General features: G+C 37.1%; 24 protein-coding genes and 1 pseudogene. 23 read left to right on the top strand and 2 right to left on the bottom strand.

Annotated features, from left to right (window positions below; all coding sequences use genetic code 11):
- The first annotated feature begins 73 nt into the window (after positions 1-73).
- From D7I46_RS06725 to D7I46_RS06645, 18 genes and pseudogenes are all read left to right on the top strand, one after another.
- Positions 74-274 carry a helix-turn-helix transcriptional regulator gene (locus tag D7I46_RS06725; protein WP_120772203.1) on the top strand — a complete coding sequence of 67 codons (201 nt, stop codon included), beginning with the start codon at positions 74-76 and terminating at the stop codon, positions 272-274.
- Complete coding sequence (locus D7I46_RS06720) at positions 275-802, top strand: hypothetical protein (RefSeq protein WP_120772202.1); 528 nt, start codon at positions 275-277, stop codon at positions 800-802.
- Positions 803-1,060: 258 nt separating this feature from the next.
- Entirely contained in the window at positions 1,061-2,017 is a 957-nt protein-coding gene (locus D7I46_RS06715) for an ABC transporter ATP-binding protein (protein ID WP_120772201.1), read from the top strand.
- The gene (locus D7I46_RS06710) at positions 2,014-3,405 is read left to right on the top strand and encodes an ABC transporter permease (protein WP_120772200.1); all 1,392 of its coding nucleotides are present in this window, start codon (positions 2,014-2,016) and stop codon (positions 3,403-3,405) included. Before D7I46_RS06715 ends, D7I46_RS06710 begins: the two co-directional genes overlap by 4 nt.
- A gap of 111 nt (positions 3,406-3,516) precedes the next feature.
- Positions 3,517-4,173, top strand: a complete 657-nt coding sequence (locus D7I46_RS06705; protein ID WP_120772199.1) for a helix-hairpin-helix domain-containing protein — start codon at positions 3,517-3,519, stop codon at positions 4,171-4,173.
- Complete coding sequence (locus tag D7I46_RS06700) at positions 4,154-6,397, top strand: DNA internalization-related competence protein ComEC/Rec2 (RefSeq protein WP_120772198.1); 2,244 nt, start codon at positions 4,154-4,156, stop codon at positions 6,395-6,397. The genes D7I46_RS06705 and D7I46_RS06700 overlap by 20 nt, the downstream gene beginning before the upstream one ends.
- A 411-nt stretch (positions 6,398-6,808) precedes the next feature.
- Positions 6,809-7,591: an alpha/beta hydrolase gene (locus tag D7I46_RS06695; protein WP_120773311.1), complete on the top strand. Its 783-nt coding sequence runs from the start codon at positions 6,809-6,811 to the stop codon at positions 7,589-7,591.
- A gap of 238 nt (positions 7,592-7,829) precedes the next feature.
- A complete protein-coding gene (locus tag D7I46_RS06690; protein WP_120772197.1) occupies positions 7,830-8,036 on the top strand; it encodes a F0F1 ATP synthase subunit C in 207 nt (68 codons plus the stop codon).
- A gap of 45 nt (positions 8,037-8,081) precedes the next feature.
- A complete protein-coding gene (gene atpB, locus D7I46_RS06685; RefSeq protein ID WP_120772196.1) occupies positions 8,082-8,795 on the top strand; it encodes a F0F1 ATP synthase subunit A in 714 nt (237 codons plus the stop codon).
- A 14-nt stretch (positions 8,796-8,809) separates the two neighbouring features.
- Entirely contained in the window at positions 8,810-9,316 is a 507-nt protein-coding gene (gene atpF, locus D7I46_RS06680) for a F0F1 ATP synthase subunit B (protein ID WP_120772195.1), read from the top strand.
- A 67-nt stretch (positions 9,317-9,383) separates the two neighbouring features.
- A complete protein-coding gene (locus D7I46_RS06675; RefSeq protein ID WP_120772194.1) occupies positions 9,384-9,911 on the top strand; it encodes a F0F1 ATP synthase subunit delta in 528 nt (175 codons plus the stop codon).
- Positions 9,912-9,925: 14 nt separating this feature from the next.
- Positions 9,926-10,956, top strand: a pseudogene (gene atpA, locus D7I46_RS06670) (F0F1 ATP synthase subunit alpha); the annotation flags it as partial.
- Positions 10,957-11,046: 90 nt separating this feature from the next.
- Positions 11,047-11,433: a F0F1 ATP synthase subunit alpha gene (locus D7I46_RS13790; RefSeq protein WP_420844014.1), complete on the top strand. Its 387-nt coding sequence runs from the start codon at positions 11,047-11,049 to the stop codon at positions 11,431-11,433.
- A 12-nt stretch (positions 11,434-11,445) separates the two neighbouring features.
- Entirely contained in the window at positions 11,446-12,315 is an 870-nt protein-coding gene (locus tag D7I46_RS06665; RefSeq protein WP_120772193.1) for a F0F1 ATP synthase subunit gamma, read from the top strand.
- A 181-nt stretch (positions 12,316-12,496) separates the two neighbouring features.
- Positions 12,497-13,906, top strand: coding sequence for a F0F1 ATP synthase subunit beta (gene atpD, locus D7I46_RS06660; RefSeq protein ID WP_120772192.1), 1,410 nt, complete (start codon positions 12,497-12,499; stop codon positions 13,904-13,906).
- Positions 13,907-14,018: 112 nt separating this feature from the next.
- The gene (locus D7I46_RS06655) at positions 14,019-14,444 is read left to right on the top strand and encodes a F0F1 ATP synthase subunit epsilon (RefSeq protein WP_120772191.1); all 426 of its coding nucleotides are present in this window, start codon (positions 14,019-14,021) and stop codon (positions 14,442-14,444) included.
- Between the two features lie 120 nt (positions 14,445-14,564).
- Positions 14,565-15,209: a hypothetical protein gene (locus tag D7I46_RS06650; RefSeq protein ID WP_120772190.1), complete on the top strand. Its 645-nt coding sequence runs from the start codon at positions 14,565-14,567 to the stop codon at positions 15,207-15,209.
- A gap of 142 nt (positions 15,210-15,351) precedes the next feature.
- A complete protein-coding gene (locus D7I46_RS06645; RefSeq protein WP_240424367.1) occupies positions 15,352-17,127 on the top strand; it encodes an L-type lectin family protein in 1,776 nt (591 codons plus the stop codon).
- A 130-nt stretch (positions 17,128-17,257) separates the two neighbouring features.
- On the opposite strand, the gene D7I46_RS06640 is transcribed toward D7I46_RS06645, so the two are convergent.
- Positions 17,258-18,001, bottom strand: coding sequence for an amino acid ABC transporter ATP-binding protein (locus D7I46_RS06640; protein WP_120772188.1), 744 nt, complete (start codon positions 17,999-18,001; stop codon positions 17,258-17,260).
- 246 nt (positions 18,002-18,247) lie between these two features.
- Positions 18,248-20,395 (bottom strand): amino acid ABC transporter substrate-binding protein/permease, encoded by a 2,148-nt coding sequence (locus D7I46_RS06635; RefSeq protein WP_120772187.1) that lies wholly within the window; start codon positions 20,393-20,395, stop codon positions 18,248-18,250.
- Between the two features lie 317 nt (positions 20,396-20,712).
- On the opposite strand from D7I46_RS06635, the gene D7I46_RS06630 reads away from it, so the two are divergent.
- The 5 genes from D7I46_RS06630 to D7I46_RS06610 all read left to right on the top strand — a co-directional run bounded on the left by D7I46_RS06630 (position 20,713) and on the right by D7I46_RS06610 (position 24,877).
- Positions 20,713-21,369: a VTT domain-containing protein gene (locus tag D7I46_RS06630; protein ID WP_120772186.1), complete on the top strand. Its 657-nt coding sequence runs from the start codon at positions 20,713-20,715 to the stop codon at positions 21,367-21,369.
- Between the two features lie 520 nt (positions 21,370-21,889).
- A complete protein-coding gene (locus D7I46_RS06625; protein WP_120772185.1) occupies positions 21,890-22,759 on the top strand; it encodes a shikimate dehydrogenase in 870 nt (289 codons plus the stop codon).
- A 98-nt stretch (positions 22,760-22,857) separates the two neighbouring features.
- Positions 22,858-23,925 carry a 3-dehydroquinate synthase gene (gene aroB, locus D7I46_RS06620; protein ID WP_120772184.1) on the top strand — a complete coding sequence of 356 codons (1,068 nt, stop codon included), beginning with the start codon at positions 22,858-22,860 and terminating at the stop codon, positions 23,923-23,925.
- Positions 23,922-24,392 carry a hypothetical protein gene (locus tag D7I46_RS06615; RefSeq protein WP_120772183.1) on the top strand — a complete coding sequence of 157 codons (471 nt, stop codon included), beginning with the start codon at positions 23,922-23,924 and terminating at the stop codon, positions 24,390-24,392. Before aroB ends, D7I46_RS06615 begins: the two co-directional genes overlap by 4 nt.
- Positions 24,389-24,877: a DUF1697 domain-containing protein gene (locus tag D7I46_RS06610; protein ID WP_120772182.1), complete on the top strand. Its 489-nt coding sequence runs from the start codon at positions 24,389-24,391 to the stop codon at positions 24,875-24,877. Before D7I46_RS06615 ends, D7I46_RS06610 begins: the two co-directional genes overlap by 4 nt.
- The last annotated feature ends 361 nt before the right edge of the window (positions 24,878-25,238 follow it).

Below are 25,238 nucleotides of genomic sequence, written 5' to 3'. Positions count from 1 at the left end.
TCGTAGATACATTTCAGATAACAAAAAGTATGTTATAGTTGACTTTTAGAAAGATATATTTTATAATTTGTTCATGGGAAAAAACTTGAAATTGAAAGCTGCGCGTGTACTTAAAGGTATGACACAAAATGACCTTGCACAGGCAGTCAATGTTACGCGGCAAACAATTGTTGCGGTTGAATCGGGAAATTATAATCCGACAATCAGCTTATGTGTTGATATATGTAAGGTATTAGATGTTACTTTGAATGATTTGTTTTGGGAGGAAGAATAGATGAATATCGTAGGATTTATTAATGGGATAGCCAGTGCTTTAGTCATTTTAATTATGCTTGTACTGATTAAGCGACGAAGAGGGATTAGCAATTATAATCAACTTGATGAGCGCCAAAAGGCAGTTCGAGGTTCTATCGCACTGCATAGTTTGATTTTTGGTGGAGGTTTATTGATTATTAGTGGCGTAATTTTTGAGGGGACTGGAAGTCGATTATTTACGATTGGGACACAAAATTTGTTGATTATTGCGCTAGTTTCTATTTTCTTTGTGTTGGAGTCGGTACTGCGTGGCGCTTATTTTGGTCAGGGATTTCCCCAAAAAAGATTACGACTTTTTAAAATCTTGGGAATGGTCTATGGACTTTTTACAGCTCTTCAGATTGTTAATATTGTAAAAGGAAAAATAATACTCATTCAGGAGGGCGTTTTTACCTCTGCGGGGGTTGAATTTTTTTCTTATATCTGGGTGGTCGTTCTTTATGGATTGATTCTTTGGGGATGGTCGCGAGGATATAAAGAAAATTGAAGTGATTACTTCATTCAGTGGGGGAATTAGCACACACTTGCTAAATTAAACCCGTTCCTACTTACAGAAAAGAATATTGGTCTATGATTTACAGACTTTGTCTATGGTATAATTATCAATAGTAGAGTGATAAAATAAATGAAATGATTTAACTGAGTTTGAACAGCCAAAAATGATATTCGAATTAAAGATGAAAATCTTTTATAAGTGAGTCTCGTTTTTAAGAGTATCAGACTAAGAGAAAGTAGTGGAGGAAGTATGACCTTACAAATCAAAAATGTAACTAAACGTTTTGGTGATAAAGTGGCAGTAGATGACCTATCTATGACAGTTGCACCTGGTGAAGTGATGGGACTTATTGGACAGAATGGTGCGGGTAAAACGACAAGTTTTCGGATGATTTTGGACTTTATTCAGGCGGAGCAAGGGACTATCACATGGGACGGTGAAAAAATCACTCAAAAAACGAAACAACTGATTGGATTTCTGCCTGAGGAACGTGGACTTTACCAAAAAATGACGGTAGAAGACCAAATCATGTATTTTGCTGAGCTTCACGGGATGAAACGGAGTGATGCCAGAATCAAAGTTGCCGAGTGGATGAAGCGCGTGGAAGTGATTGGAAAGCCTACAGATAAGGTTCAGACACTCTCAAAAGGGAATGCTCAGAAGGTACAATTTATCGCTACGTTGATTCATGAGCCAAAATTCTTAATTCTTGATGAACCTTTTACGGGACTTGACCCAGTCAATACCGAAATTCTGCGTAATGAGATTAAAAAAAGTCGTGATAATGGGGCAGCTGTCATTTTTTCAAATCATAATATGAGCGATGTTGAACTTTTATCGGATAATTTGTTGATGCTAAAAGATGGAAAAACAATTTTAAATGGAACGGTTCAAGATATTCGAGAAAGTTATGGTAGGACACGTATTTATCTAGAAGATGGGGTATCTGATGACGATCTTTTAGCCATTTCGGGTGTGAAATCTGTGACTAAACAAGGAGGCGGTCGTTCAATAAAACTTGTTAATGCTGAGGTCGGACGCGAAATTTTTCAAAAAGTTGCTTTAAAGGGGTATGTGCAAGCTTTTGTTCAGGCACCACCATCACTTGATGAAATTTTCCGAATGGAAGTTGCGGAAAAAGATGCAGAAAAAGTAGATATTGTTCGCGATGAACAGGTTGAACGCCTGATTGGAGGAAACAAATGAAAAATCAGACTTGGCTTGTTGCTAAAAATATTTATCGTAATCGAATCAAGGGAGCAGGATTTTGGGCCTTGGTCATCTCTCCGTTCTTACTAGTAGCAGTTTCGCTGTTAGTAGGATTGATTGTTAGTTCTGGTGGGAGTCAGACGCCACAGATGGCTGTCGTAAATGCACCAGCAATTACACAGATTCTTAAAGCGGATAAGAATCTTTCAGCTGATTTGTCTAACATTTCAACAGAGAATGAGGCAAAAACCAAACTTGAAGATGGAAAAATTGATGGTTTTCTCTTGGTATCAGATGATGGTTATCGTCTGATTACAAATACTCGCTCGAATATTAAGTTTGATGAGAGCAGCCTGACATCGGCTTTGACGCAGGTCAATATTGCTCAAACGGCGAGTCGGTTGAGTTTAACCTCTGCTGATTTGAAATCATTGTTGGCTCCAGCACATCTTACAGTTGAGAAACAGACAGCTACGGGTACAACAGCTGGTGGTGCTGCTGCTGCTGGAGCAAATGTTGCTGTTGGAACGATTGCTTCAATCTTTATTTTTGTTCTTTTGATGCTTTATGTTGGGATTATTGGTCAAGAAATCGGTAATGAAAAATCAAGTCGAATCATGGAAACGTTGCTTGCAGCAACAAGTTCAAATGTGCAGTACTATGGTAAGATTATCGGTGTAATCATGTTAACAGCAACACAGATTGGGATTTATGTAGTAGGATTTGGTATTGCGTATCCATTTATTAAGGATATGGATCAAGTTCAAGCAATTAGTGGAATGCTTTCTGGAATCACTTTTGGTTTTGGCATTTATATTGTCCTGATGGCAATTGTTGGGATATTGGGTTATTTATTCTTGGCTTCGATTGTCGCATCACTTGTTAATGAGCAGTCACAAGTGCAACAAGCTACTCAACCGATTGCTTTCTTATCTATGATTGGTTATATTGGTGGGATTGCTGGAGCTGCTGTACCTGGGAATGTGGTGCTAAAGGTGCTGAGTTTTATTCCTTTTATTAGTCCAACTTTGATGACCAGCCGTTTTGCTATTCAATATTCAACTACAGCAGAGGCTTGGATTGCATTGATTTTGCAACTTTTGGCGACTATTGCTGTAGCGAAAGCTGGCGAGAAAATCTACGCGCGCAACGTACTTTCTTACAGCGATGAGAAAATTATCAGACAACTTTTTAACAATATTTTGGGTAAAGATAATAAACCTAAAATAAAGGCAGAAGTTAGTGAAACCAGCGGGAAAAAACCTTGGTTTGTTAAGCGCAAAAGTGGCCTGGGTTATCATCCGAACACTTGGCAGGCTTGGCTGATTATTATTCTCATTGTTGTTGCGATTATTGCAGCTAGGATTCTGCTAGTAAGAAAATAAAATCTTAGAAGTGCTGTGGTATACAGCGCTTTTTTTACGACTAAGGTGAGAAAAATTAGTGGTTAGGAAAACGTTAAGTGACAATTCAAGATTTTTTCCGTAATATCAAGTATGGAAAGAATAATCGAATTTATCAAAGAAAATTTGAAACTTGTGATTCTGTCAGTTGTTGCACTGTTTGCTGGTGGAATCTTTTATTTTGTCAGTCATCCAAAAAGTGCAGACAATGCCTTGTCAGCAACGATGTTGAGTTCTGTCAGTACTGACAAAACTTCTGTCAGCACATCAAACCATTTTTCAAAAGCAACAGAAATTGAAGTTGACCTCAAAGGGGCAGTTGTGAAACCCAATGTCTATAATGTCTCTAGCGATATGCGTGTTGATGATTTGATTAAATTGGCTGGAGGTTTTACTACAAATGCGGATCAAAATCAGGTTAATTTAGCAGCGAAATTAAAGGATGAAGAGGTAGTTTATGTTCCTCAAAAGGGAGAAATGGCAAGCGGAGCATCTGCTGATAACTCTGTCAGTACTGACGGAGTGGGAAATTCGCTGACAACCACATCACAAACGCCAAAAGTAAACATCAACACTGCCGATTTGACACAACTCCAAACTTTGAACGGTATTGGTCAAAAGAAGGCGCAAGATATCATTGATTATCGCACTCAAAATGGTAATTTTCAATCAGTAGAAGATCTAGGAAATGTACCAGGTTTTGGCGATAAAACAATTGCAAAATTAAAGGATTCTATCTGTGTTGACTAAGTTTCCTTTGATATTTTTAGCATATTTAGCAGTTTTGCTTTATTATTGCATTTTTGATTTTAATTCATTAATAGCACTAGCCTTTGCCTGTTCGCTGGGTATAGCATTGTATAGAAAATATTTCCTGCTTTTTCCAATTTTATTGGTGCTGACAGGTTTTTTCTTCATTGTCAGCATTGACAACCATCAAAAAATGATAACTCAAGCTCAAAACGTTTCCCAAATCAAGATTATTCCTGACAGTATTCAAGTAAATGGTGATTTGCTCAGTTTTCAGGGAAATGAAGCTGGTAAAAAATATCAAGTTTATGACACACTCCAATCAGAAAAAGAGAAAAAATTTTATGAGAATCTAAGACAAAATTGCACAATAAGTTTCACAGGAAACCTTGAAGTTCCAGAGCATCAAAGAAATTTTAATGGTTTTGATGAACAAAAATATCTTGCAACACAAGGAATTTACAGAGAAATCATCGTTACATCTATCTCGAAAATCAAAACAAATCGAGGGCTTGACTTACACGTACTACGAAGAAGCGCAATTGTTTGGATACAAAGTCATTTCCCCAAACCTATGTCAAACTATATGACAGGACTGCTTTTTGGGTATCTTGATAAAGATTTTGAGCAAATGGGTGATATTTATAGTTCACTTGGGATTATCCATTTATTTGCATTGTCAGGGATGCAAGTTAATTTTTTTATTGATGGCTTGCGAAAAATATTGCTACGTTTGGGAATACGACGAGATATTGTGGATATCCTCCAAGTTCCTTTTTCAATTATCTATGCTTTTTTGACAGGTTTATCAGTATCAATTCTTCGCGCACTTTTTCAAAAAAATATTAAATTGACAGGTTTAGACAATATTGCTCTAACCACACTTATTTTAATGTTTGTAAGTCCCAAATTTTTACTGACAGCAGGTGGTCAGCTCACTCTATTTTACGCATTTGCTATCAGTATGCTATCACATTTATTCATAAGCAAAAAGGAATCACTGACAGAAAAAATTCATTTGACTTCAAAGCTTAAACAAGTGATTATCGCATCATCAGCACTGAGCTTACTAGTACTCCCTGTACTCATTTTCAATTTTTATATTTTCCAGCCCCTCTCTATTTTACTAACCATTGGCTTTGGGATGCTATTTGATTTGATACTCCTTCCGCTGTTACTTACAGTTTTTTTACTATCACTGACAGGATTAACGCTCAACCTAAACTGGATGTTTAAAACACTTGAAGCACTTGTTCAGCTTGTAGACTGCCCTTTTCATTATCCACTTGTTTTGGGCAAGCCCAATGCAATACAACTCATACTTTTGTTGAGCATAACAGCTCTGTTGCTCGATTTTTGGATGCAGAAAAAGCTGCGCTGGCTCCTATTATGCAGTCTGTTTATTATATTTTTCACCTGCAAGAATCCAAGCCAGCCAACCATTACCGCAGTCGATGTCGGACAAGGAGATAGCATCTTTTTAAAGGATCGCTTTAATAAACAGACGATTTTGATTGATACAGGAGGAAGACTCAATATTCCAGAAAAAAGTTGGCAAAAAGCTCAAACAGAGTCAAATGCATCTAAAACGCTCATCCCATATCTAGAATCCGAGGGAGTGAGTCAGATTGATCAGCTCATACTCACGCACACAGATGACGACCATGTCGGTGATTTTTTAAATCTTGCTGATAAAATAAAAATTAAAGAAGTATGGGTTAGTCCAGGAGAATTAACTTGTCCAGACTTTGTAGGTAAATTAAAAAAAGCGAAAATTCCTATCCATCTCACTCAAGTTGGTGATGAAATTCCCATCTTTAACAGTCAACTTCAAGTTCTGTCCAACGGTTATACAGGAAAAGGGGACAACAATGATTCCATAGTGACCTATGGTAACTTTTATGGGAAAAAGTTTTTATTCACAGGTGACTTAGAGCAAGATGGTGAAATGAAATTATTAAAAAACTATCCAAATTTAAAAGTTGATATTTTAAAAGCAGGTCATCACGGGAGTAAAACGAGTTCAAATCCAAAGTTTATTAAACAAATTCAACCACAATTAGCGATCATATCAGTAGGAAAAAACAATCATTACGGACATCCCAATCAACAGACACTAGATACTTTCAAAAAATATAAAGTAAAAAGTCTAAGAACAGATCAAAATGGTGCGATAAAACTCACTGAAATCAAAGGAATCTGGCGAATTTCGACAGTAAGATAAAACTATTCGGAAAAGGGGCATAAATCCCCAATAGTTTCGATAAAATGTTACAATAAAGGAAGCGTTTTACAACTAATAAAACGTTGAATTTATTATATAGAAAGGAACATCGGATTTATACTGATTTAACTCTTAATAAGATTAATCAACTCTAGTTAAACAAAGGTGAGGTAATCTATTTGGAAGTTAAACATTCTTAATACCGATGGACACTAAAAAGTTATTTAGAAATTTCAACACCAAATCTATACTAGGTCTACTTTAAAATTCATCGAATTTTACTAGTTGCTACTGCGATTACACATAGTAACAAAATTATTATGAGATTTCCAAAACAGTAAGTTGAATAGCAATAGAAAGTGTTAAAGTCAAATTTTTAAATACAATTCAAGTAAAAGTGTCGGTATGGATATGGCAATAATTAATCTTGAATACTATTCAGAAGTTCTTGGCATGAATCGTAATGTCAAAATTATCTACCCTGAAGCCAGTAAAGTTTCTGGTTTTAAGAATACTGATATTCCTGTTCTTTATCTTCTTCATGGAATGAGTGGTAATGAAAACTCTTGGCTTGCGCGTACAGGTCTTGATCGGCTTGTTCGTCATACAAATATCGCCATTATTATGCCATCAACAGATTTAGGATTTTATGTCAATACGACTTATGGGATGAACTACTTTGATGCAATCGCAATTGAACTTCCCAAAGTTATTCAAAATTTCTTTCCTAACCTCTCTACCAAGCGTGATAAGAACTTTATTGCAGGACTTTCAATGGGAGGATATGGGGCATTTAGATTAGGACTTGGAACTAATCACTTTAGTCATATTGCGAGTCTTTCTGGAGTCCTCACTTTTAATGGTATGGAAGGACGTTTTGAAGAAAATCCAGAGTATTGGGGAGGAATTTTTGGAACATGGGAGCAGTTCAAAAACTCTGACAATGAAATTCTTGCTTTAGCAGCACGAGCACGCAAACAAGAAGAAAAACCAAAACTTTATGTTTGGTGTGGTGAACAAGATGAGTTATTTTCAGGAAATGAATTTGCTGTTAGTGAGTTAAAGCGTTTTGGTTATGATACGACTTATGAAAAATCTTCTGGTACACATGACTGGTACTATTGGACAAAATATATCGAAGAAGTTCTAAAATGGCTTCCTATAAACTATGTCCAAGAAGAACGTTTAATATAAAATCTTTAATGCTATTAACAAAAATGAAAAACATATGTTAACATCTAGTGATTCCCATAAAAAAGCGGATAATAAACATAAATTCAAAAAGAACAAACGCTTTCAAAGACAAAAAAGATATAATTGATGAAAAACTATGAAAATTTCAAGCTAGTCTTTGACAAAAACTATGAATAGTAGTAGAATTTCTTAGTAAATAAAATTGCGAAAATCGCGAAATAGAAAAGAGGAACTTATAATGCATGGAGACATCGCAGCACTTGCTATTGGTACAGCAGCACTCGGCGCAGCTATTGGGGATGGTTTGATTGTATCAAGCTTTTTGAAATCAGTTGCACGCCAGCCAGAACTTGAAGGAAAACTTCGTGGTTCAATGTTCATGGGTATTGCCTTCGTTGAAGGTACATTCTTCATTGCCCTTGCTATGGCATTCCTTTTCCAATAAAATTTTCTAATATGGAAATTTTAAATACAGAAAGGAAGAACAAGTATGGAATCAACATGGACCTTTAATATCGGACCTATTCCATTCGACGGTACAGTCACAACGATGACTATCTTGACCGTCCTCATTGTCTTCGGTCTGGTATTCTGGGCGAGCCGCAAAATGCAGCTCAAACCAACAGGGAAACAAAATGTTCTTGAGTGGGTCGTTGATTTTGTCAACGGCATTTCTAAAGAGAATGTGGGCCCATATGAAGCACCGCGTTTTTCTCTCATGAACTTTACCCTATTTTCTTTCCTTCTTATTGCTAACTGCTTAGGCTTAATGACAAAAATTGATACACCAAGTGGTATTGCACTTTGGAAATCACCAACAGCGAACTCAGCTGTGGATTTGACACTCGCAGTACTTGTAATCGTCCTTGCCAATTTGCTTGGGGTAGAAAAATTTGGTTTCAAAGGTTATCTCAAAGTTGCCTTCTGGAAAGAACCAAAATTTCTTCTTCCAATGAATATATTGGAAGAATTTACCAATGTTCTTTCGCTTGGACTCCGTCTTTATGGGAATATTTTTGCGGGTGAAATCATGCTTGGCTTGATTGCTGAAATGATTCATTCCAATATTTTTATCCTCCCAGTAGTTTGGATTTTGGCTATTGCATGGATTGGCTTTTCACTTTTCATCTCAGCCCTCCAAGCTTATGTATTTGTCCTTTTGACAAATCTTTACATTAGCCACAAAATTATAGCAGAACATTAAGAAAGGAGTAGAAATTGCCAACAACATTATTAGAAGCTGCTCCGAACACCGTTCTCGGTAACGTTATTGTCGTGAGTGGTGCATTTATCATCTTGCTGATTTTGCTCCGCGCTTTTGCATGGAAAGCAATCACTGGTGTCTTTGCTGTTCGTGCAAAGAAAATTTCAGATGATATTGATGCAGCGGAAGCTAACAACAAACAAGCAGCTGATTTAGTTAAACAAAGACAAGCAGAGCTTGCTGGTTCAAAAGAAGAAGCTGCTAACATCATTCAAGTTGCCAACGATACTGCCACCCAAAATCGTGCAAAAGTCCTTGCAACTGCGAATGAAGAAGCAACTAGCTTGAAAAAACGTGCAAAAGAAGATATTGAGCAAGAACGTAAAGAAGCCCTTAATTCAGTTAAAGGCGAAGTTGCCAATATCTCTGTTCAAATTGCAGAAAAGTTGATTGGACAATCACTTGATGCTACCGCACAATCAGAACTTATTGATAGCTACTTAGCGAAACTTGGCGAGTAAGGAGGCTGGACATGATTAAAATGAATGTTCAGATTACGAATAAAAACTCGTATAGTGAGGTGACGGCATGACAAAAGTCAACTCTCAAAAATATAGTAAAGCCTTGCTTGAAGTCGCTCAAGAAAAAGAACAACTTGAAAATGTTCTTACTGAAGTTAATGAAATGATTCAGTTGTTCGAAGAAAATAATTTGAATACTTTTTTTGCAAGTGAAGTCTATTCATATACTGTAAAGTCAGAAGTTGTTGATATGTTGCTTCAATCTTCATCAGAATTAATTTCAAATTTTTTGGAAACAGTTCGTGCAAATGGACGTTTATCAGATTTGACTGAGATTTTTGATGAAATCAAAAATACGGCAGATGATATGTTCAAAATTGCTGATGTTGAAGTAGTTTCAAGCGTTCAGCTTTCAGAACATCAAATTGACAAGTTTGCAGAAATGACAAAAGCCAAATTTGACTTGAACGAAGTAAAAATTATTAATACAGTCGATGAAAAAATTCTTGGTGGTTTCATTGTGAACTCACGTGGAAAGATTATTGACGCTTCACTAAAAACACAACTGGCAAAAATCGCCGCTGAAATCTTATAGAAGGGAGCATATTTTTGGCAATTAAAGCTAATGAAATCAGCTCACTGATTAAAAAACAAATTGAAAATTTTACACCAGATTTTGAAGTTGCTGAAACTGGTGTCGTTACCTATGTCGGTGACGGTATCGCGCGTGCCTATGGCCTTGAAAATGCAATGAGCGGTGAGCTTGTTGAATTTTCCAATGGTGTACTTGGTATGGCGCAAAACTTGGATGCTACAGACGTTGGTATCATTGTACTTGGTGATTTCTTATCAATTCGTGAAGGAGATACTGTAAAACGTACAGGTAAAATCATGGAAATCCAAGTCGGTGAAGAACTTATTGGACGGGTTGTAAACCCACTTGGGCAACCCGTTGATGGACTCGGAGAAATCAATACAGGAAAAACTCGTCCTGTTGAAGCAAAAGCTCCAGGCGTTATGCAACGTAAATCAGTCTTTGAACCTCTTCAAACGGGACTCAAAGCCATTGATGCTCTTGTTCCAATTGGACGTGGACAACGTGAATTGATTATCGGTGACCGTCAAACTGGTAAAACATCAGTTGCAATTGATGCAATTTTGAACCAAAAAGGTCAAGACATGATTTGTATCTATGTCGCTATCGGTCAAAAAGAATCAACCGTTCGTACACAAGTCGAAACTTTACGTAAACTGGGTGCGATGGATTATACAATCGTCGTTACAGCCTCAGCCTCTCAGCCGTCACCACTTCTTTACATTGCCCCTACGCTGGCGCTGCAATGGGTGAAGAATTCATGTATAATGGTAAACACGTTTTGGTTGTTTATGATGACCTTTCAAAACAAGCTGTGGCCTATCGTGAACTCTCTCTATTGCTCCGTCGTCCACCAGGACGTGAAGCTTACCCAGGAGACGTTTTCTACTTGCACTCACGTTTACTTGAACGTGCTGCGAAACTTTCTGATGACCTCGGTGGTGGTTCTATGACAGCTTTGCCGTTCATTGAAACACAAGCGGGAGATATCTCAGCCTATATCGCAACTAACGTTATCTCTATCACTGATGGACAAATTTTCCTTGAAAATGACTTGTTCTATTCAGGTGTACGCCCAGCCATTGATGCTGGTTCATCCGTGTCACGGGTCGGTGGTGCTGCGCAAATCAAAGCAATGAAGAAAGTTGCAGGTACACTTCGTTTGGACCTTGCATCATTCCGTGAACTTGAAGCATTTACTCAGTTTGGTTCTGACCTTGATGAAGCAACTCAAGCAAAATTAAATCGTGGTCGTCGTACAGTTGAAGTTTTGAAACAACCTTTGCATAAACCACTGGCTGTTGAAAAGCAAGTGCTGATTCTTTATGCGCTGACACATGGTCATATTGATGATGTACCAGTTGATGATGTTCTTGATTTTGAAACTAAAATGTTCGATTTCTTCGATGCAAATTATGCAGAACTCTTGAACGTAATTACTGAAACTAAAGATTTGCCAGAAGAAGCAAAACTTGATGAAGCGATTAAAGCTTTTAAAAACACAACAAATTACGTTAAATAAGGAGGCTAACTAATGGGAGCTTCACTTAACGAAATTAAAACTAAAATTGCTTCAACAAAGAAAACAAGTCAGATTACAGGTGCTATGCAGATGGTGTCTGCTGCAAAGTTGCAAAAGGCTGAATCGCACGCAAAAGCTTTTCAAGTATATGCGCAAAAAGTTCGTAAAATTACGACTGACTTGGTTTCTTCCGATAAAGGTCCTTCTAAAAATCCGATGATGATTAAGCGTGAAGTCAAAAAGACGGGGTATCTTGTGATTACTTCTGACCGTGGCTTAGTTGGCGGATATAATTCAAATATCTTGAAATCAGTAATGAGCACTCTTCGTACTAAACACGCAAATGAATCTGAATATACGATTTTAGCATTGGGAGGGACAGGTGCAGATTTCTTTAAGGCACGTGGTGTAAAAGTTTCTTATGAGCTTAGAGGTTTATCTGATCAACCCACATTTGAAGAAGTTCGTGCAATTGTTACTGAAGCAGTAAGTGAGTATCAGGCAGAAGAGTTTGATGAACTCTATGTTTGTTATAATCACCACATTAATTCATTAACAAGCGATGCACGGATGGAAAAGATGTTACCTATCTCATTTGATAAGAAAGAAGGAGAAAAGAATTCTCTTGAAACTTTTGAGTTGGAACCTGATCGTGAAACAATTTTGAATCAACTGCTACCACAATATGCAGAAAGCATGATATATGGTTCTATTGTTGATGCAAAGACTGCAGAACATGCTGCGGGTATGACCGCAATGCGGACTGCAACGGACAATGCCCACTCAGTAATCAACGATTTGACGATTCAATACAATCGAGCTCGTCAAGCGTCAATTACACAAGAAATTACTGAAATTGTTGCTGGTGCGGCAGCATTGTAAATTTAGATTTCTGTCAATACTTGATAAAAATCTATGAAAAAGAATTATTGTTTTGTCAGCATATTTTTGAAAATGAAATTTAAAAACTGAATAGAAATTCTACTGCTATACTCTTCTCTTAGTCCTCTACCTTAGGGATGTGAAGTATTCGTAATAGAAAATAAAAACAGGAGGAAAAACATTGAGTTCTGGTAAAATTACTCAGGTTATTGGTCCCGTCGTTGACGTGGAATTTGGCTTTGATGCTAAATTGCCTGAGATTAACAATGCCTTGATTGTCTACAAAGATGTCAATGGTGTAAAAACTAAAATTACGCTTGAAGTTGCTTTGGAACTTGGTGATGGTGCTGTTCGTACTATTGCAATGGAATCTACCGATGGCTTGACTCGTGGACTTGAAGTCCTTGACACAGGTAAAGCGGTCAGCGTACCAGTTGGTGAGTCAACACTTGGACGTGTATTTAATGTCTTAGGTGACGTGATTGATGGTGGTGAACCTTTTGCAGAAGATGCAGAACGTAATCCAATCCATAAAAAAGCTCCAACATTTGATGAATTATCAACAGCAAATGAAATCCTTGTTACGGGAATTAAAGTTGTCGATTTGCTTGCTCCTTACCTTAAAGGTGGTAAAGTTGGACTTTTCGGTGGTGCCGGAGTTGGTAAAACTGTCCTTATTCAAGAATTGATTCACAACATTGCCCAAGAACACGGTGGTATTTCTGTGTTTACTGGTGTTGGGGAACGTACTCGTGAAGGGAATGACCTTTACTGGGAAATGAAAGAATCAGGCGTTATTGAAAAAACTGCCATGGTCTTTGGTCAAATGAATGAACCACCTGGAGCACGTATGCGTGTTGCTTTGACCGGACTTACACTTGCTGAATATTTCCGTGACGTGCAAGGTCAAGACGTGTTGCTCTTTATTGACAATATTTTCCGTTTCACACAAGCAGGTTCAGAAGTTTCAGCCCTTTTGGGTCGTATGCCTTCTGCCGTTGGTTACCAACCAACACTTGCTACTGAAATGGGACAATTACAAGAACGTATTACTTCTACTAAGAAGGGTTCTGTTACATCTATCCAAGCGATTTATGTCCCTGCCGATGACTATACTGACCCAGCACCGGCGACAGCTTTCGCCCATTTGGACTCTACGACAAACTTGGAACGTCGTTTGACACAAATGGGTATTTATCCAGCCGTTGACCCACTCGCTTCATCATCACGTGCGCTTACACCTGAAATTGTCGGTGAAGAACACTATGAAGTAGCTATGGAAGTTCAACGTGTCCTCCAACGTTATAAAGAATTACAAGATATTATCGCAATTCTTGGTATGGACGAGTTGTCAGATGATGAAAAAATCCTTGTTGGTCGCGCGCGTCGTATTCAGTTCTTCCTTTCACAAAACTTCCATGTGGCTGAACAATTTACAGGTCAACCTGGTTCTTATGTTCCAGTTGATAAGACTGTTCATGACTTCAAAGAAATTTTGGAAGGTAAGTATGATGAAATCCCTGAAGATGCTTTCCGTAGTGTAGGTCCAATTGAGGATGTACTCGAAAAAGCAAAATCAATGGGCTATTAATTCGATTATGTATGAATGAAGAGTATTAACGAATGGTTTTATAAAAAATTATCCGTGAGTTATTACGCTTCAAGCATGATATTTTCATAGAAAAACTAATCGGAGGAATAAAATGTCTGAAAACATTATGACGCTTCAAGTTATTACTCCCGCTGGAATGGTCTATGACCACCATGCAATATATATTACTGCTAGAACTACCAATGGTGAAATTGGTATTTTACCTAATATGATTTCTACAATTGCAGGTTTGCAAATTGATGAGCTAAAAGTTCGACGTCCAGATGATGAAAAACATGTGGATTATATTGCAGTAAATGGTGGAATCATTGAAATTAAAGATAGTTTAGTAACAATTGTTGCAGATTCCGCTGAGCGTAATCGTGACATTGATGTTTCCCGTGCGGAGCGTGCTAAGATACGTGCAGAAAAAGAACTTGAAGTTGCCAAAGCTGAGAAAAAATCAGATGAAATTAAGCGTGCAGAAGTTGCACTTCATCGTGCGTTGAATCGCTTAAACGTCTCATCACACAAGTAATAAAAGACACCTAGAAGGTGTTTTTTATTTCGAGAAAATAAGATTGCAAAATAAAGACATTCATGTTAAAATTAAGAGAGTATTCTATATATGAAATTCTAAAAAATAGAGAGGGACGCCGTGATTCTTGATTATTGTCATCAGCTGTTTGATGTACTAAAAAAGCTAGAAGAACTTTTAAACCGTGCAGATGAGCTGAAACAAGATTATGAACGCCGAGTTACTCAACAAATTGAGTGGCAAGCGATTTTTTTAGGAATTTTCATTTCATCAATTTTAATTGCTTGGTTTATGACGGGAAAGTCTGGTATGTTTGGAAGGCTGGCAGCAGAAACAGGTGCCACAGAAGTTTTTCTGAGAATGTTTTCAATTAGTTTTATTGCTTTAGTATTGGGGAACGGCATACGTGTGGGTTCTCAATGGCTATGGATGAGAAACTATCTGCCAATCGGGAAAAAAATGATTAGACGGTTTTTTCTGAAGAAATATCTAAAAAAAGAAGGCGAAATTGTGCAAAATCTAAGCCAAGTTTTGATGGCTAAAATTTTAGACGAGCCTCATTTACCCGAAAAATATCTTAATACTCGAAGTTTGAATTATATTATTGCTTGTTTAGAAGGCGAAGAAGTTAATAATTTGTCTGAAGCGATTAATTTATTGGAGTTAGAGTCACGAGATATACAGGTTCATGATTTAATCACAGTTGAAGAGAGTACCGTTCTTAGAGCGCGACAGCTAGTAAGCGACAGTCTAGCAATAAAATAATTTTAAAAGAAAGGATTCAAGTTTGAACAATAATGTCAATTGCTCTAAAACAAATAACTTTTGCATGAAAAAGAAAATCAAACATTGTTCAGAATTGATTCTCTTTGCTTTACTGTGTGTTTGTCTGCTACCTTTTAACTTTTTGAATAATATTAGTTATAAAGTTGTTCAGGCAGATACTACAACTTCTCAACTTGTTCCAGGTCAAAGCACTGATACTGGGAATCATATATATCCATTAAATGCCAATACGAATTCAGCATTATGGACAAATGTAGGTACTGCTCAAACGAATTCTACCTCTCCTTTTTCAGTAAGTTTGGTAAATAATCAGTCAACAGCTGCGGGCTATGCACTATTTAATGGTGCAATTGATATGTCTCAGAGGGTTAGTTTTTCAGGAATGTTTTCTTTACGTGCTCATTCTGGTACAAATCCTTTTGCTGCAGGCGACTCATTAGGATTTATCTTGACACCAAAGTCTACAGATTTTATAGCGAATAACTTGCAAACAAATGTTGCTGCGGATGGAACTTCAAATGTTGTGGGGAAATATTTGGGCATTGGAGGTTTGCCAGATTCAATTTTTGTAGGTAGAGATTTGTATCAAAACTCTGATGTAGATTTAGACGGAGCCGGTACAGAAAATGCGGCATCGAATAATATTGCAATTCGTCAGACAAATAGTAGTGGAACGTTAATTACAAAAGACTATGCGACTGCTTCGGCACCTGATAGTGGTGCTACTGTTACTGACAATATGGAGATAGAGTGGCAGCCGACTTCTGTCAGTACTAACGAAAGTACTGTGACAGGAGTGTTGACTTACACTATTTCATCAGCAAGCGGAGTAACGTTATCAGTATTGACAGAAACATTATCCGTTGCTCGTTCAATGTCACTTGGTGTTATTGGTGCAACGGGAGGAAATTATGGGATTCTGAGCTATTCGAGTACTAGTGATGATTTTAATGCTTATAAAGGAACACAGAATGTTCAGGTTAACTATCTTGATCAAGAAACAGGTCAATCTATAATCAATACTTTGCCTTCAACAATTATAGCTAATGTGGGAGATAAACTTACAGTATTTGGTAAACAATTAAGGGATGTTGTTGATGTAAATACTTATTCTTATCTTGCTCCAGAAATTTCTGGCTATATGTTTGTTTCTGCAAACCCTATGATTGTGGCGAACAATGATTTAGTAAATAATGTAATCAATGTTTATTATAAAAAGATACCTATAGGAAAAGCACATTTTTCTTATCAATATAACTCTGATGTGACTGATCGTTCTATTGCACTTCCTAGTATTGATGATACACAAGGTGAGGTAAACACGGCGGTTATCATGCCCAAACTTACTAATCTGCCAGTAGATTATTTTGTGTCAAAAGTAATGACTGCTGATGGTCAGCAATATGCTACTTTAGAAGATGCACTTGCAGATGCGAAATACACAAATGAAGACTTGCAGTTTACACTTATTGTTTCAAAAGTGTCCGCACCTGAGACAAGTGATAAAGGTTCAAATGAAGTGAACCCTAAAAAAGATATAAATAATGAGCAAGCTGAACAGAAACCAAAAACATCGGCAACAGTAGTTGTACCAAAGAAAAAGCAGAGCACAAAAGAGAAATCAACCAAACAAAACAATGAAGTTAAGAGTAAATCTAAAGATATTAAGTTACCACTGACACCGCCATTGGCACCGTCATCCCTGAAACCTGAACTCCCTCGGTCATCAGATGCGATAGCGATAAAAAAACTTGTTGAACAGTCGGAAGCGTCTGCACACAACTTGAAAGTAAAAGTGGCTGGTACGGCTGGACTATTTGCTGGTGGAGCAGTTGCTTTTGGAACACTCACAGGTTTAGGTAAGTTTGCTAAATTGTGGAAAATACTAAAAAAATAAAAACCAGTATTCTGGTTTTTTTATTATAAAATCAAAAGTATAGACAATTTTAAAGAGTCTACTACAGATAAGTATAAAGCCAATAAATAAAATATTCCTACCAGACTTTGGATAGGAATATTTTATTATTTTAAGCGTTAAGTACTTTGGATAGGAAATCTTGTAAACGAGGATGTTTTGGATGGTCAAATAATTCTTCAGGTGTACCATCCTCAAGGATAACACCACCGTCTGTGAAAATAACACGGTTGGCCACTTTTCGTGCAAATCCCATTTCATGAGTAACAATGAGCATTGTCATTCCGTCTTCTGCAAGTTTTTGCATTACTGCAAGGACATCACCAACCATTTCAGGGTCTAGTGCAGATGTTGGCTCATCAAAGAGCATAACATCAGGATTCATTGCGAGCGCCCGAGCGATAGCAACGCGTTGTTTTTGACCGCCAGATAACATTTCGGGCATCGCATCTTTTTTGTCTAAAAGACCAACTGTTTCAAGCAATTTTAAAGCTTTTTCTTCGGCTTCTTCTTTAGTTACCTTTTTTAGCTCAACCGGTGCATAAGTAATGTTTTGTATCACGGTCATATTTGGGAAAAGATTAAACTGTTGAAAAACCATTCCAATATTTTGTCGCACAAGATTAAGATTAGTATTTTTATCTGTCAGATTGAAACCGTCAACGATGATGTCGCCAGAAGTGGCTGCTTCAAGACCGTTTAAAGTTCGTAAGAAAGTAGATTTTCCAGAACCTGAAGGGCCGATGATACAGACAACATCTCCCTTTTCAAATTTTGTGCTAATTCCTTTTAAAACTTCATTTTTCCCATAATATTTGTGAAGATCAGTGACTTCGATTTGAGTATTAATTCCCATTTTTCCTCCATTGCTTCGTTTTACAAGAAGCTTTATTCGAAGATTGATTTTCTCACATCTGATAAAGTCAATCTTCTTCTATGACTCATAAGTGCTTGAAGTAGTTTAAAATCCAATGAGACTTTATATTAATGATGGCTGCAATTGGTGTATCTCATCATGGAGTTACGCTAGGACACGTTAATTCATCATTGATTTTTACAACGTATAAGCCATAGTATTTTACAAGCACTTGTGTAGCCTACCTTATTTCATTTTCTTTTCTACACGACGTCCAACCCACATGAGCAGAAGAAGGACAATCATGTAAACCAAGCCAATTAAGCCATAGACTCGGAAAGCTTGGAAGTTACGAGCGACGATGATTTGACCAGTTTGAAGCAATTCAACAAGACCGATAACAGAAACAAGTGTTGTATCTTTGAGTGTGATAACAAATTGATTAATCAAACTAGGAATTGTAATTTTGATTGCTTGTGGCAAAATTACTTTACGCATTGAAGTGACATAGGGAACACCAAGTGAACGACTTGCTTCCATTTGTCCAAGTGGAACAGCTTTAACACCACCACGTACGATTTCGGCAATGTAGGATGACTCGTTAAGTGTCAGAGCAATGACCCCAGCTGTAAACTCATTTAATGGTGATTGATGACCAGTAATCATTTGCAATAAGTTAGGAATACCGTAAAAGATAAAGATGGTCAAAACAAGCAATGGAATTGAACGGTTCAAGTCAACATAAACGCGAGAGATTCCGCGGAGTAATTGACTTGGTGCGACTGAGAAAAGGCCAAAGATAATCCCAACAATTAAAGCAAGAACGAATGATACAAGAGCAAGTTCAAGTGTGATTAATAAACCATGTCCAATTTGTTGCCAGTTATTTTTAAGAATACCACCAATTGTATTTTCTTTGGCATCTTGTGTTAAAGCGGGAGCATCATTGGCAAGATATTTGCCGATAATTTTGTCATATTCACCATTAGCACGAAGAGCAGCAAGTCCATTGTTGAACATTTGAATCAACTCAGGGTTTGTTCCTTTTTTAACTGCAAACCCATATTGACCATCAGGGATAGCTTTCAGAGGTGTTTTGAAGGTTTGACCTTGTTTAATAGCATATTTGATAACGGGTTCATCATCCATAAGAGCGTCAATTGAGCCGTTATTTAAGGAGGAGTACATTGTTGTGGCATCGGTGAAGGTTTTCACAGTATAACCATATTTTTTAGCATTTTTATTGAGATAGTCAAATGAAGCAGTTCCATTTTTTGCACCAAGCGTTTTACCTTTGAGATCGCTCCATGACTTTATACTATCATCTGTTTTTTCTGTGGCGAGAGTCAAGTTAGAAGAAAAATAAGGATTTCCATAATCAAATACTTGTTTACGGGCATCTGTAATAGACATTCCTGACATCATCCCGTCGGCGTGTCCAGCTTGTACAGCGTCAACTGCTGCTTGGAAACCTACAAAGTTCCATTTAAGTTTGAACCCTTGTTCTTTTGCGATAGCATTCAGAAGGTCAACGTCAATACCAGTGAATTGTTTTTGAGAATTTTGAAATTCAAATGGAGCAAAGCTATTATCGGAAGCAATAGTATAAACTGCTTTTTTAGGCACAGCTTTTTTTGAAGCACTGGCAGTATATTTTTGCAAAATCTTATCATAGTCACCGTTGGCTTTCATTTCAGCAAGAGCTTTATTGAAGCCATCAACAAGATTTGAGTTTTGACCTTTCATTACTGCAAAGCCGTAACCACCAGGAAGTGATATGGAAGGAAAATTCATTGCTAAATCTTGTCCTTGTGTGATGGCGTAAGAGATAACGGGAACTTCATCCATAGCTCCATCGATGTTGCCTGAAGCTAGTGCTGCGAACATATGAACACCATCAGAGTAAGTTTTGATGGTATAGCCATATTTCTTTTGATTATTTTGAAGCCAAGTTTGTGCGGCTGTACCGTTTTTAGCACCAAGCGCTTTGCCTTTAAGTTGACTGTAATCGTCAAGCTTTGAAGCTTTAGTTGTAGCGATAGTTAGGGCTGAAGTATAGTAAGGATTTGAAAAGTCGAAAGTCTGTTTGCGTTCGTCAGTAATTGTCATACCAGCAATAACGCCGTCTACTTGTCCACCTTTAAGATTTTGCAGGGCCGCGTCAAAGCCCGGAAAACTCATTTCTAATTTCCAACCATTAATTTTGGCAACTTCGTGCATGATATCAACATCAATACCTACCCATTTTTTCTGGTCATTTTGAAATTCAAAGGGCGCATAGGCGCTGTCTGATGCGATTTTTACGGTTGTTTCTGCATTTACCTTGGTTGGGGAAATTGAGAAAGCTGTGACGGTGGCAAATAATACTGCCAGAGCAAGGAATAATTTCTTCATTTCGTCCTCCTAATTTTATTCTGGAAAAATTATATCATAAATGTATACACAATTCAAGGTGATGTTAGATTTTCTAACATTTCTCTAATGTTATAGTTTCTGATAAACCGTCATAAAGCTTATATTGTCAAAAATAGCATTTTAGTGTAAAATTGAGCAAGTGGTAAACCCACATCGAAATGAAAGAACACACAGTATTGTGTGTATAAAGGGAAGGATGACAAATCCCTGATGAGCTTTATTAATGGTGGACTTAGCTTATGTGAGTGTCTGCCGATTTTCAACTGACAAAGTTCGGATTTGTATATAATAGGATAATGTTTACACAACTTTCGATTTTTGGTTTTTTTAATGAGTGGATGGCGAATTTTGCTCAGATGCCTAACGGTCATATTTGGATTTATATTACGCTTGGAGCGATTATTTTCATTGAAACTGGGATTGTAATTTTTCCGTTTTTACCTGGAGATTCGATATTGTTCTTCGTTGGTAGTCTAGCAGCGATGTCAAATGGTAAATTATCATTAGGGTTATTAATTCTAATCATGGGACTTTTAGCTTTCTTGGCAAATCTAGTAAATTTTGAAATTGGGCGAAAATTTGGAGATGTTATTCCAAAGCACCGATGGTTAAGTCGTTTTTTGAAGCCAGAATACATGGAAGAAGCACATCAATTTTTTGAAAAATGGGGGTCTTGGGCGATTTTTCTTGGACGTTTTATGCCGATCATTCGGACAATCGTCCCGTTTACGGCTGGTGCAGGTAAAATGCCCCATAAGAAGTTTGTTTTCTTTAATTTAATTGGTGGTTTTGCTTGGGTGACTGTTGCTCTTGGCGCAGGATATTTATTTGGTGGAATTCCTTTTGTTAAAGCTCACTTTGAGATTATTATGATTGCGATTGTTATCGTTTCACTTTTACCAGCATTTATCGGTGTATTGAAACGTGTTTTTGCAAAGCGCAAAGCTGTATAGATTATGATAGAATAGTACTTACAAAACCGTAGGTACTATTTTTATTTTATGTCAGTTCGTCTAGATAGTGATGAGTGTTATATCTGGTATCAGAGAGAAGTTGGTTATTTCTTTCAATTGTGGGACTTGTCAGAGCTGACAGATGATAAAATTCAAAAAACAAAAGTTTACTTGAAGAAATAGTTGGGCAATCGTGAAGAAGGTGTATCTGTAGAATATTTTGATATACTAACTCCACTTTTAAATCCGATAGAATTTTATATTGTGAGTGACTATTAGCTTTGTCTCTGCTGTGCTGTCGAATTCGCTAATATCTGTAAGTGATGAAATTCTATAAAGTCGGAAGTTCAATCTACAATTCGTTGAAGAAGCAAGGCAAAATAGATGTGCTAACTGCAATTATCTAGATAAAACGAACAAAGCATGAAGTGATGTCAATTCGTCGTTGTATTTTACAACGAATTGATAATAGTCTCAATATGAAATATAAATCTTAACTATAAGAAAATGGAGATAGATAATGGAAATTAACGGACATACGCGTATGGCAGCGGTTGTTGCTCAGCCGATTAAACACAGTTTATCGCCTTTTATTCATAATTTAGCTTTTGAGTTGACGAATGAAAATGGTGTCTATCTTGCATGGGAAGTTGAATCAGAGGATTTAGGCGCTATTATAGAAAATGTTAAACGTTTAAATATGTATGGAGTGAACATTTCTATGCCATATAAGCATGATGTGATTGACTTTGTAGATTATCTGACTGATGAAGCTAGGTTGATTGGTGCTGTCAATACGGTTGTTAATTTTGACGGAGAATTGATTGGTCATAATACTGATGGGATTGGTTTTTTTAAAGCACTTGAACCATTTGATTTTGATGTCAAAAACCAAACAATGACAATGATTGGTGGTGGTGGTGCAGCGATTGCAATTATTGCTCAGGCCGCACTTCTTGGTGTCAAAAAAATTAATGTTTTGGCGCGGCGTTCACAATCGTTTGAACCTCTGTCAGCACGTTTGGAAAAGCTGTCAGCACTGACAGAAACAGAGATATTACTGACAGACCTGTCAGTTACTGATGAAATTCAAAAACAGCTGACAGAATCACAATTATTGGTTAATGCAACTTCTGTTGGAATGGACGGTGAGTCTCAACCCCTGCCAAATGAACTCAGGTTATCAGAACAATGTCTTGTGGTGGATGCAATCTATAAAGTTCCCGAGACTCCGTTTTTGAGATGGTCAAAAGCTCAAGGTGCAACTACTTCGAATGGTCTAGGAATGCTGCTTCATCAAGCAGCAGCAAGCTTTGAGATGTGGACTGGAAAAAAGATGCCAACAGATAAAATCGAACAAAAACTTAGAGATAAAATACGCTATGAATAAAAGTGATGGTAAGTGACAGCTTTAGTAATCTAAGAAGCTAGTACTCCCAATCGTCTACTTTATCTGAAAATAGAAGTTGAAAATAAGAGGTACTTTTAATGAAATTGAATGTAAATTTGCCCAATCACCCCTATGAAATCATTATTGAACGTGGTAGCCTAGACACTGTTGGTACTTGGGTCGCAAGCCTTTGGAAACCACAAAAAATCATGTTGATTTCTGACAATCATGTCAATCAATTATATGGAAAAAAAGTTCTGTCACTCCTTTCAGAAGCTGGTTTTGATGTATCAGTATTTGAGTTTCCAGAAGGAGAGGCGAGTAAAGTGCTGGCAACAGCGGAAGCCGCTTGGAATTTTGCAGCTGAAAATGGTATGACTCGCTCAGACGGAATCATTGCGCTAGGTGGTGGTGTAACAGGAGATTTAGCTGGATTTATAGCAAGCACCTATATGCGTGGCATTCATTTTTTACAAATCCCAACAAGTTTGACTGCACAGGTTGATAGTTCAATCGGTGGAAAAACAGGAATTAACTCTAGTGTCGCTAAAAATATGATTGGTACTTTTACGCAACCTGATGGGGTGCTGATAGACCCAGATGTTCTTTCAACACTAGGTGTTCGAGAATTTAAAGAAGGTCTTGGAGAAGTCATAAAGTGTGGACTAATCGGTGATAAAAAATTGTGGGAACTACTCGAAAAAGCTCAAGATATTAGTGATTTAAGACAAAATCATGCGGAAGAGATTATTTTTGCTTCTTGTGATGTGAAACGTAAGGTTGTTGTTGATGACGAGTTAGATAATGGCGTGAGACTTTTCTTGAATTTTGGGCATACCATCGGTCATGCAGTAGAAAGCGTTGCGGGTTATGGCAAAGTGATGCACGGAGAAGCAGTTGCGATTGGTATGGTACAAATCAGTAAAATTGCTGAGGAAAAAGGATTGATGCCAAAAGGAATTACAGAACAAATTCGCCAAATGGTTGTGAAATATGGTCTTCCCATCGAGTATGAACCGTGGGATGAACAAAAATTGTTTGAAGCATTGACTCATGATAAAAAAGCACGAGGCACGTTGATAAAAACAGTGATTGTACCTGAAATTGGACGTGCTGCGATAAACTCTGTAAGCTTTGAAGAGATGAGAGATTATCTGAGAAAATGATTGAAGAGAGTAAGATTAGAAAAATGTGTCTTAGCTTGAAGCTATGCTTGTCTGGTCTATTCATGATTGCCCTTGGATTAGTAATTGCTGTTCTTTCTTTTGGGAATAGATGGGATATGTTTGGAATTTCTTGCCTGTTACTTTTTATAGGAATATTGGTTTATGTTATGGTTCCAGTTTACATAAGAACAACTACCGAGGGAATTTATTGTAAAAAAATCGTAAATAATCCAATCCAACAGCCGATATTATGGTCAGATATTGAAAATATATATAAAGCTGGAGAATCTGCTGGACGAGGTGGCACTAACTATTATGTCTATGTTGTAGTCAAGGATTTTCAAAAATATTTTCCTAAAATGAGAATGAAAAATAATAATTTAGCCACTCCGATTTTGAGATTATCTGTTTCGAATAGAAGCAATTTAGAACAAAATTTGAGAGAATTGTGGAGAAAATACGAATGAAATACATTGCTTTTCTACGTGGTATCAATGTCGGTGGTGTCAAAATAAAAATGACTGATTTGAAGTCTGAGTTTGAGCACCAAGGGCTGACGACGGTTCAGACGATTTTAAATACAGGAAATGTTATTTTTGATAGTCCTACAACTCTTCCTGATTTATCTTTTTTGCCCGTATTTACTTTTATTAAAACTGCGCCCGAATTAAAAAGCATAGCACAAAACAATCCATTCAATAAAAAAGAAAATTTCCATATCTATGTTTTTATTGCTCAGACTGATTTTGCAAAACTTGCTTTAGAGGAATTTTTGAAGTTAAAAACGATAGAAGAAGCTGGAAGTGTTGTAGAAGATGTATTTTACTGGCAAGTACCAATTGGAAGTACACTTCATACACCATTTGGAAAGATTTTAGGTAAGAAACAGTATAAAGAAAAGTTTACTAGTAGAAATCTCAATACAATTGAGAAAATCGTGAGTAAACTGTGATAAAATAATAATAACTTTGGAGTTTTAACTTAGCAGCATTTTCTTCGTTACGCTGTCGATTTCATGCCGCTTTAAGTGGTTTGAAATCGCAATCTCATAAAATTGCAAGACGAAGTGATCTTTGTTCCCAAAGTCAACCACTTAAGCGCAAAGACCCTAGAATAATAGAACGAAACCAGAGCTTGCTATTTCGCCTTACTACTTTAGCAGCTTAGAGTGAATGGATACCCGTGGTGAATGGACAGCGTAGCGGAGGTGTGACCTCATATCTTTGATGGCTAACATTGATGGGAGGTTCTTTCTCTCCTACTGATGCTAGTAGAACGAAAGCAAAGCTTAGTGCTGCTTATCCCTCCACCTA

The organism is Lactococcus allomyrinae (assembly GCF_003627095.1).
Classification (GTDB): domain Bacteria; phylum Bacillota; class Bacilli; order Lactobacillales; family Streptococcaceae; genus Lactococcus; species Lactococcus allomyrinae.
The sequence above is the reverse complement of the archived record's forward strand: the minus strand, read 5'-3'. Positions and strand labels throughout refer to the sequence as shown.

Bases quoted from the DNA above. Each gene is read 5' to 3' on its own strand.
- D7I46_RS06690 (WP_120772197.1), top strand. From the start codon at position 7,830: ATGCATGGAGACATCGCAGCACTTGCTATTGGTACAGCAGCACTCGGC.
- D7I46_RS06655 (WP_120772191.1), top strand. From the start codon at position 14,019: ATGTCTGAAAACATTATGACGCTTCAAGTTATTACTCCCGCTGGAATG.
- D7I46_RS06695 (WP_120773311.1), top strand. From the start codon at position 6,809: ATGGCAATAATTAATCTTGAATACTATTCAGAAGTTCTTGGCATGAAT.
- atpB (WP_120772196.1), top strand. From the start codon at position 8,082: ATGGAATCAACATGGACCTTTAATATCGGACCTATTCCATTCGACGGT.
- D7I46_RS06705 (WP_120772199.1), top strand. From the start codon at position 3,517: ATGGAAAGAATAATCGAATTTATCAAAGAAAATTTGAAACTTGTGATT.
- D7I46_RS13790 (WP_420844014.1), top strand. From the start codon at position 11,047: ATGAAGAAAGTTGCAGGTACACTTCGTTTGGACCTTGCATCATTCCGT.
- D7I46_RS06615 (WP_120772183.1), top strand. From the start codon at position 23,922: ATGATTGAAGAGAGTAAGATTAGAAAAATGTGTCTTAGCTTGAAGCTA.
- D7I46_RS06725 (WP_120772203.1), top strand. From the start codon at position 74: ATGGGAAAAAACTTGAAATTGAAAGCTGCGCGTGTACTTAAAGGTATG.
- D7I46_RS06715 (WP_120772201.1), top strand. From the start codon at position 1,061: ATGACCTTACAAATCAAAAATGTAACTAAACGTTTTGGTGATAAAGTG.
- D7I46_RS06625 (WP_120772185.1), top strand. From the start codon at position 21,890: ATGGAAATTAACGGACATACGCGTATGGCAGCGGTTGTTGCTCAGCCG.
- aroB (WP_120772184.1), top strand. From the start codon at position 22,858: ATGAAATTGAATGTAAATTTGCCCAATCACCCCTATGAAATCATTATT.
- D7I46_RS06675 (WP_120772194.1), top strand. From the start codon at position 9,384: ATGACAAAAGTCAACTCTCAAAAATATAGTAAAGCCTTGCTTGAAGTC.
- D7I46_RS06635 (WP_120772187.1), bottom strand. From the start codon at position 20,395: ATGAAGAAATTATTCCTTGCTCTGGCAGTATTATTTGCCACCGTCACA.
- D7I46_RS06630 (WP_120772186.1), top strand. From the start codon at position 20,713: ATGTTTACACAACTTTCGATTTTTGGTTTTTTTAATGAGTGGATGGCG.
- D7I46_RS06640 (WP_120772188.1), bottom strand. From the start codon at position 18,001: ATGGGAATTAATACTCAAATCGAAGTCACTGATCTTCACAAATATTAT.
- D7I46_RS06610 (WP_120772182.1), top strand. From the start codon at position 24,389: ATGAAATACATTGCTTTTCTACGTGGTATCAATGTCGGTGGTGTCAAA.
- D7I46_RS06720 (WP_120772202.1), top strand. From the start codon at position 275: ATGAATATCGTAGGATTTATTAATGGGATAGCCAGTGCTTTAGTCATT.
- D7I46_RS06710 (WP_120772200.1), top strand. From the start codon at position 2,014: ATGAAAAATCAGACTTGGCTTGTTGCTAAAAATATTTATCGTAATCGA.
- D7I46_RS06665 (WP_120772193.1), top strand. From the start codon at position 11,446: ATGGGAGCTTCACTTAACGAAATTAAAACTAAAATTGCTTCAACAAAG.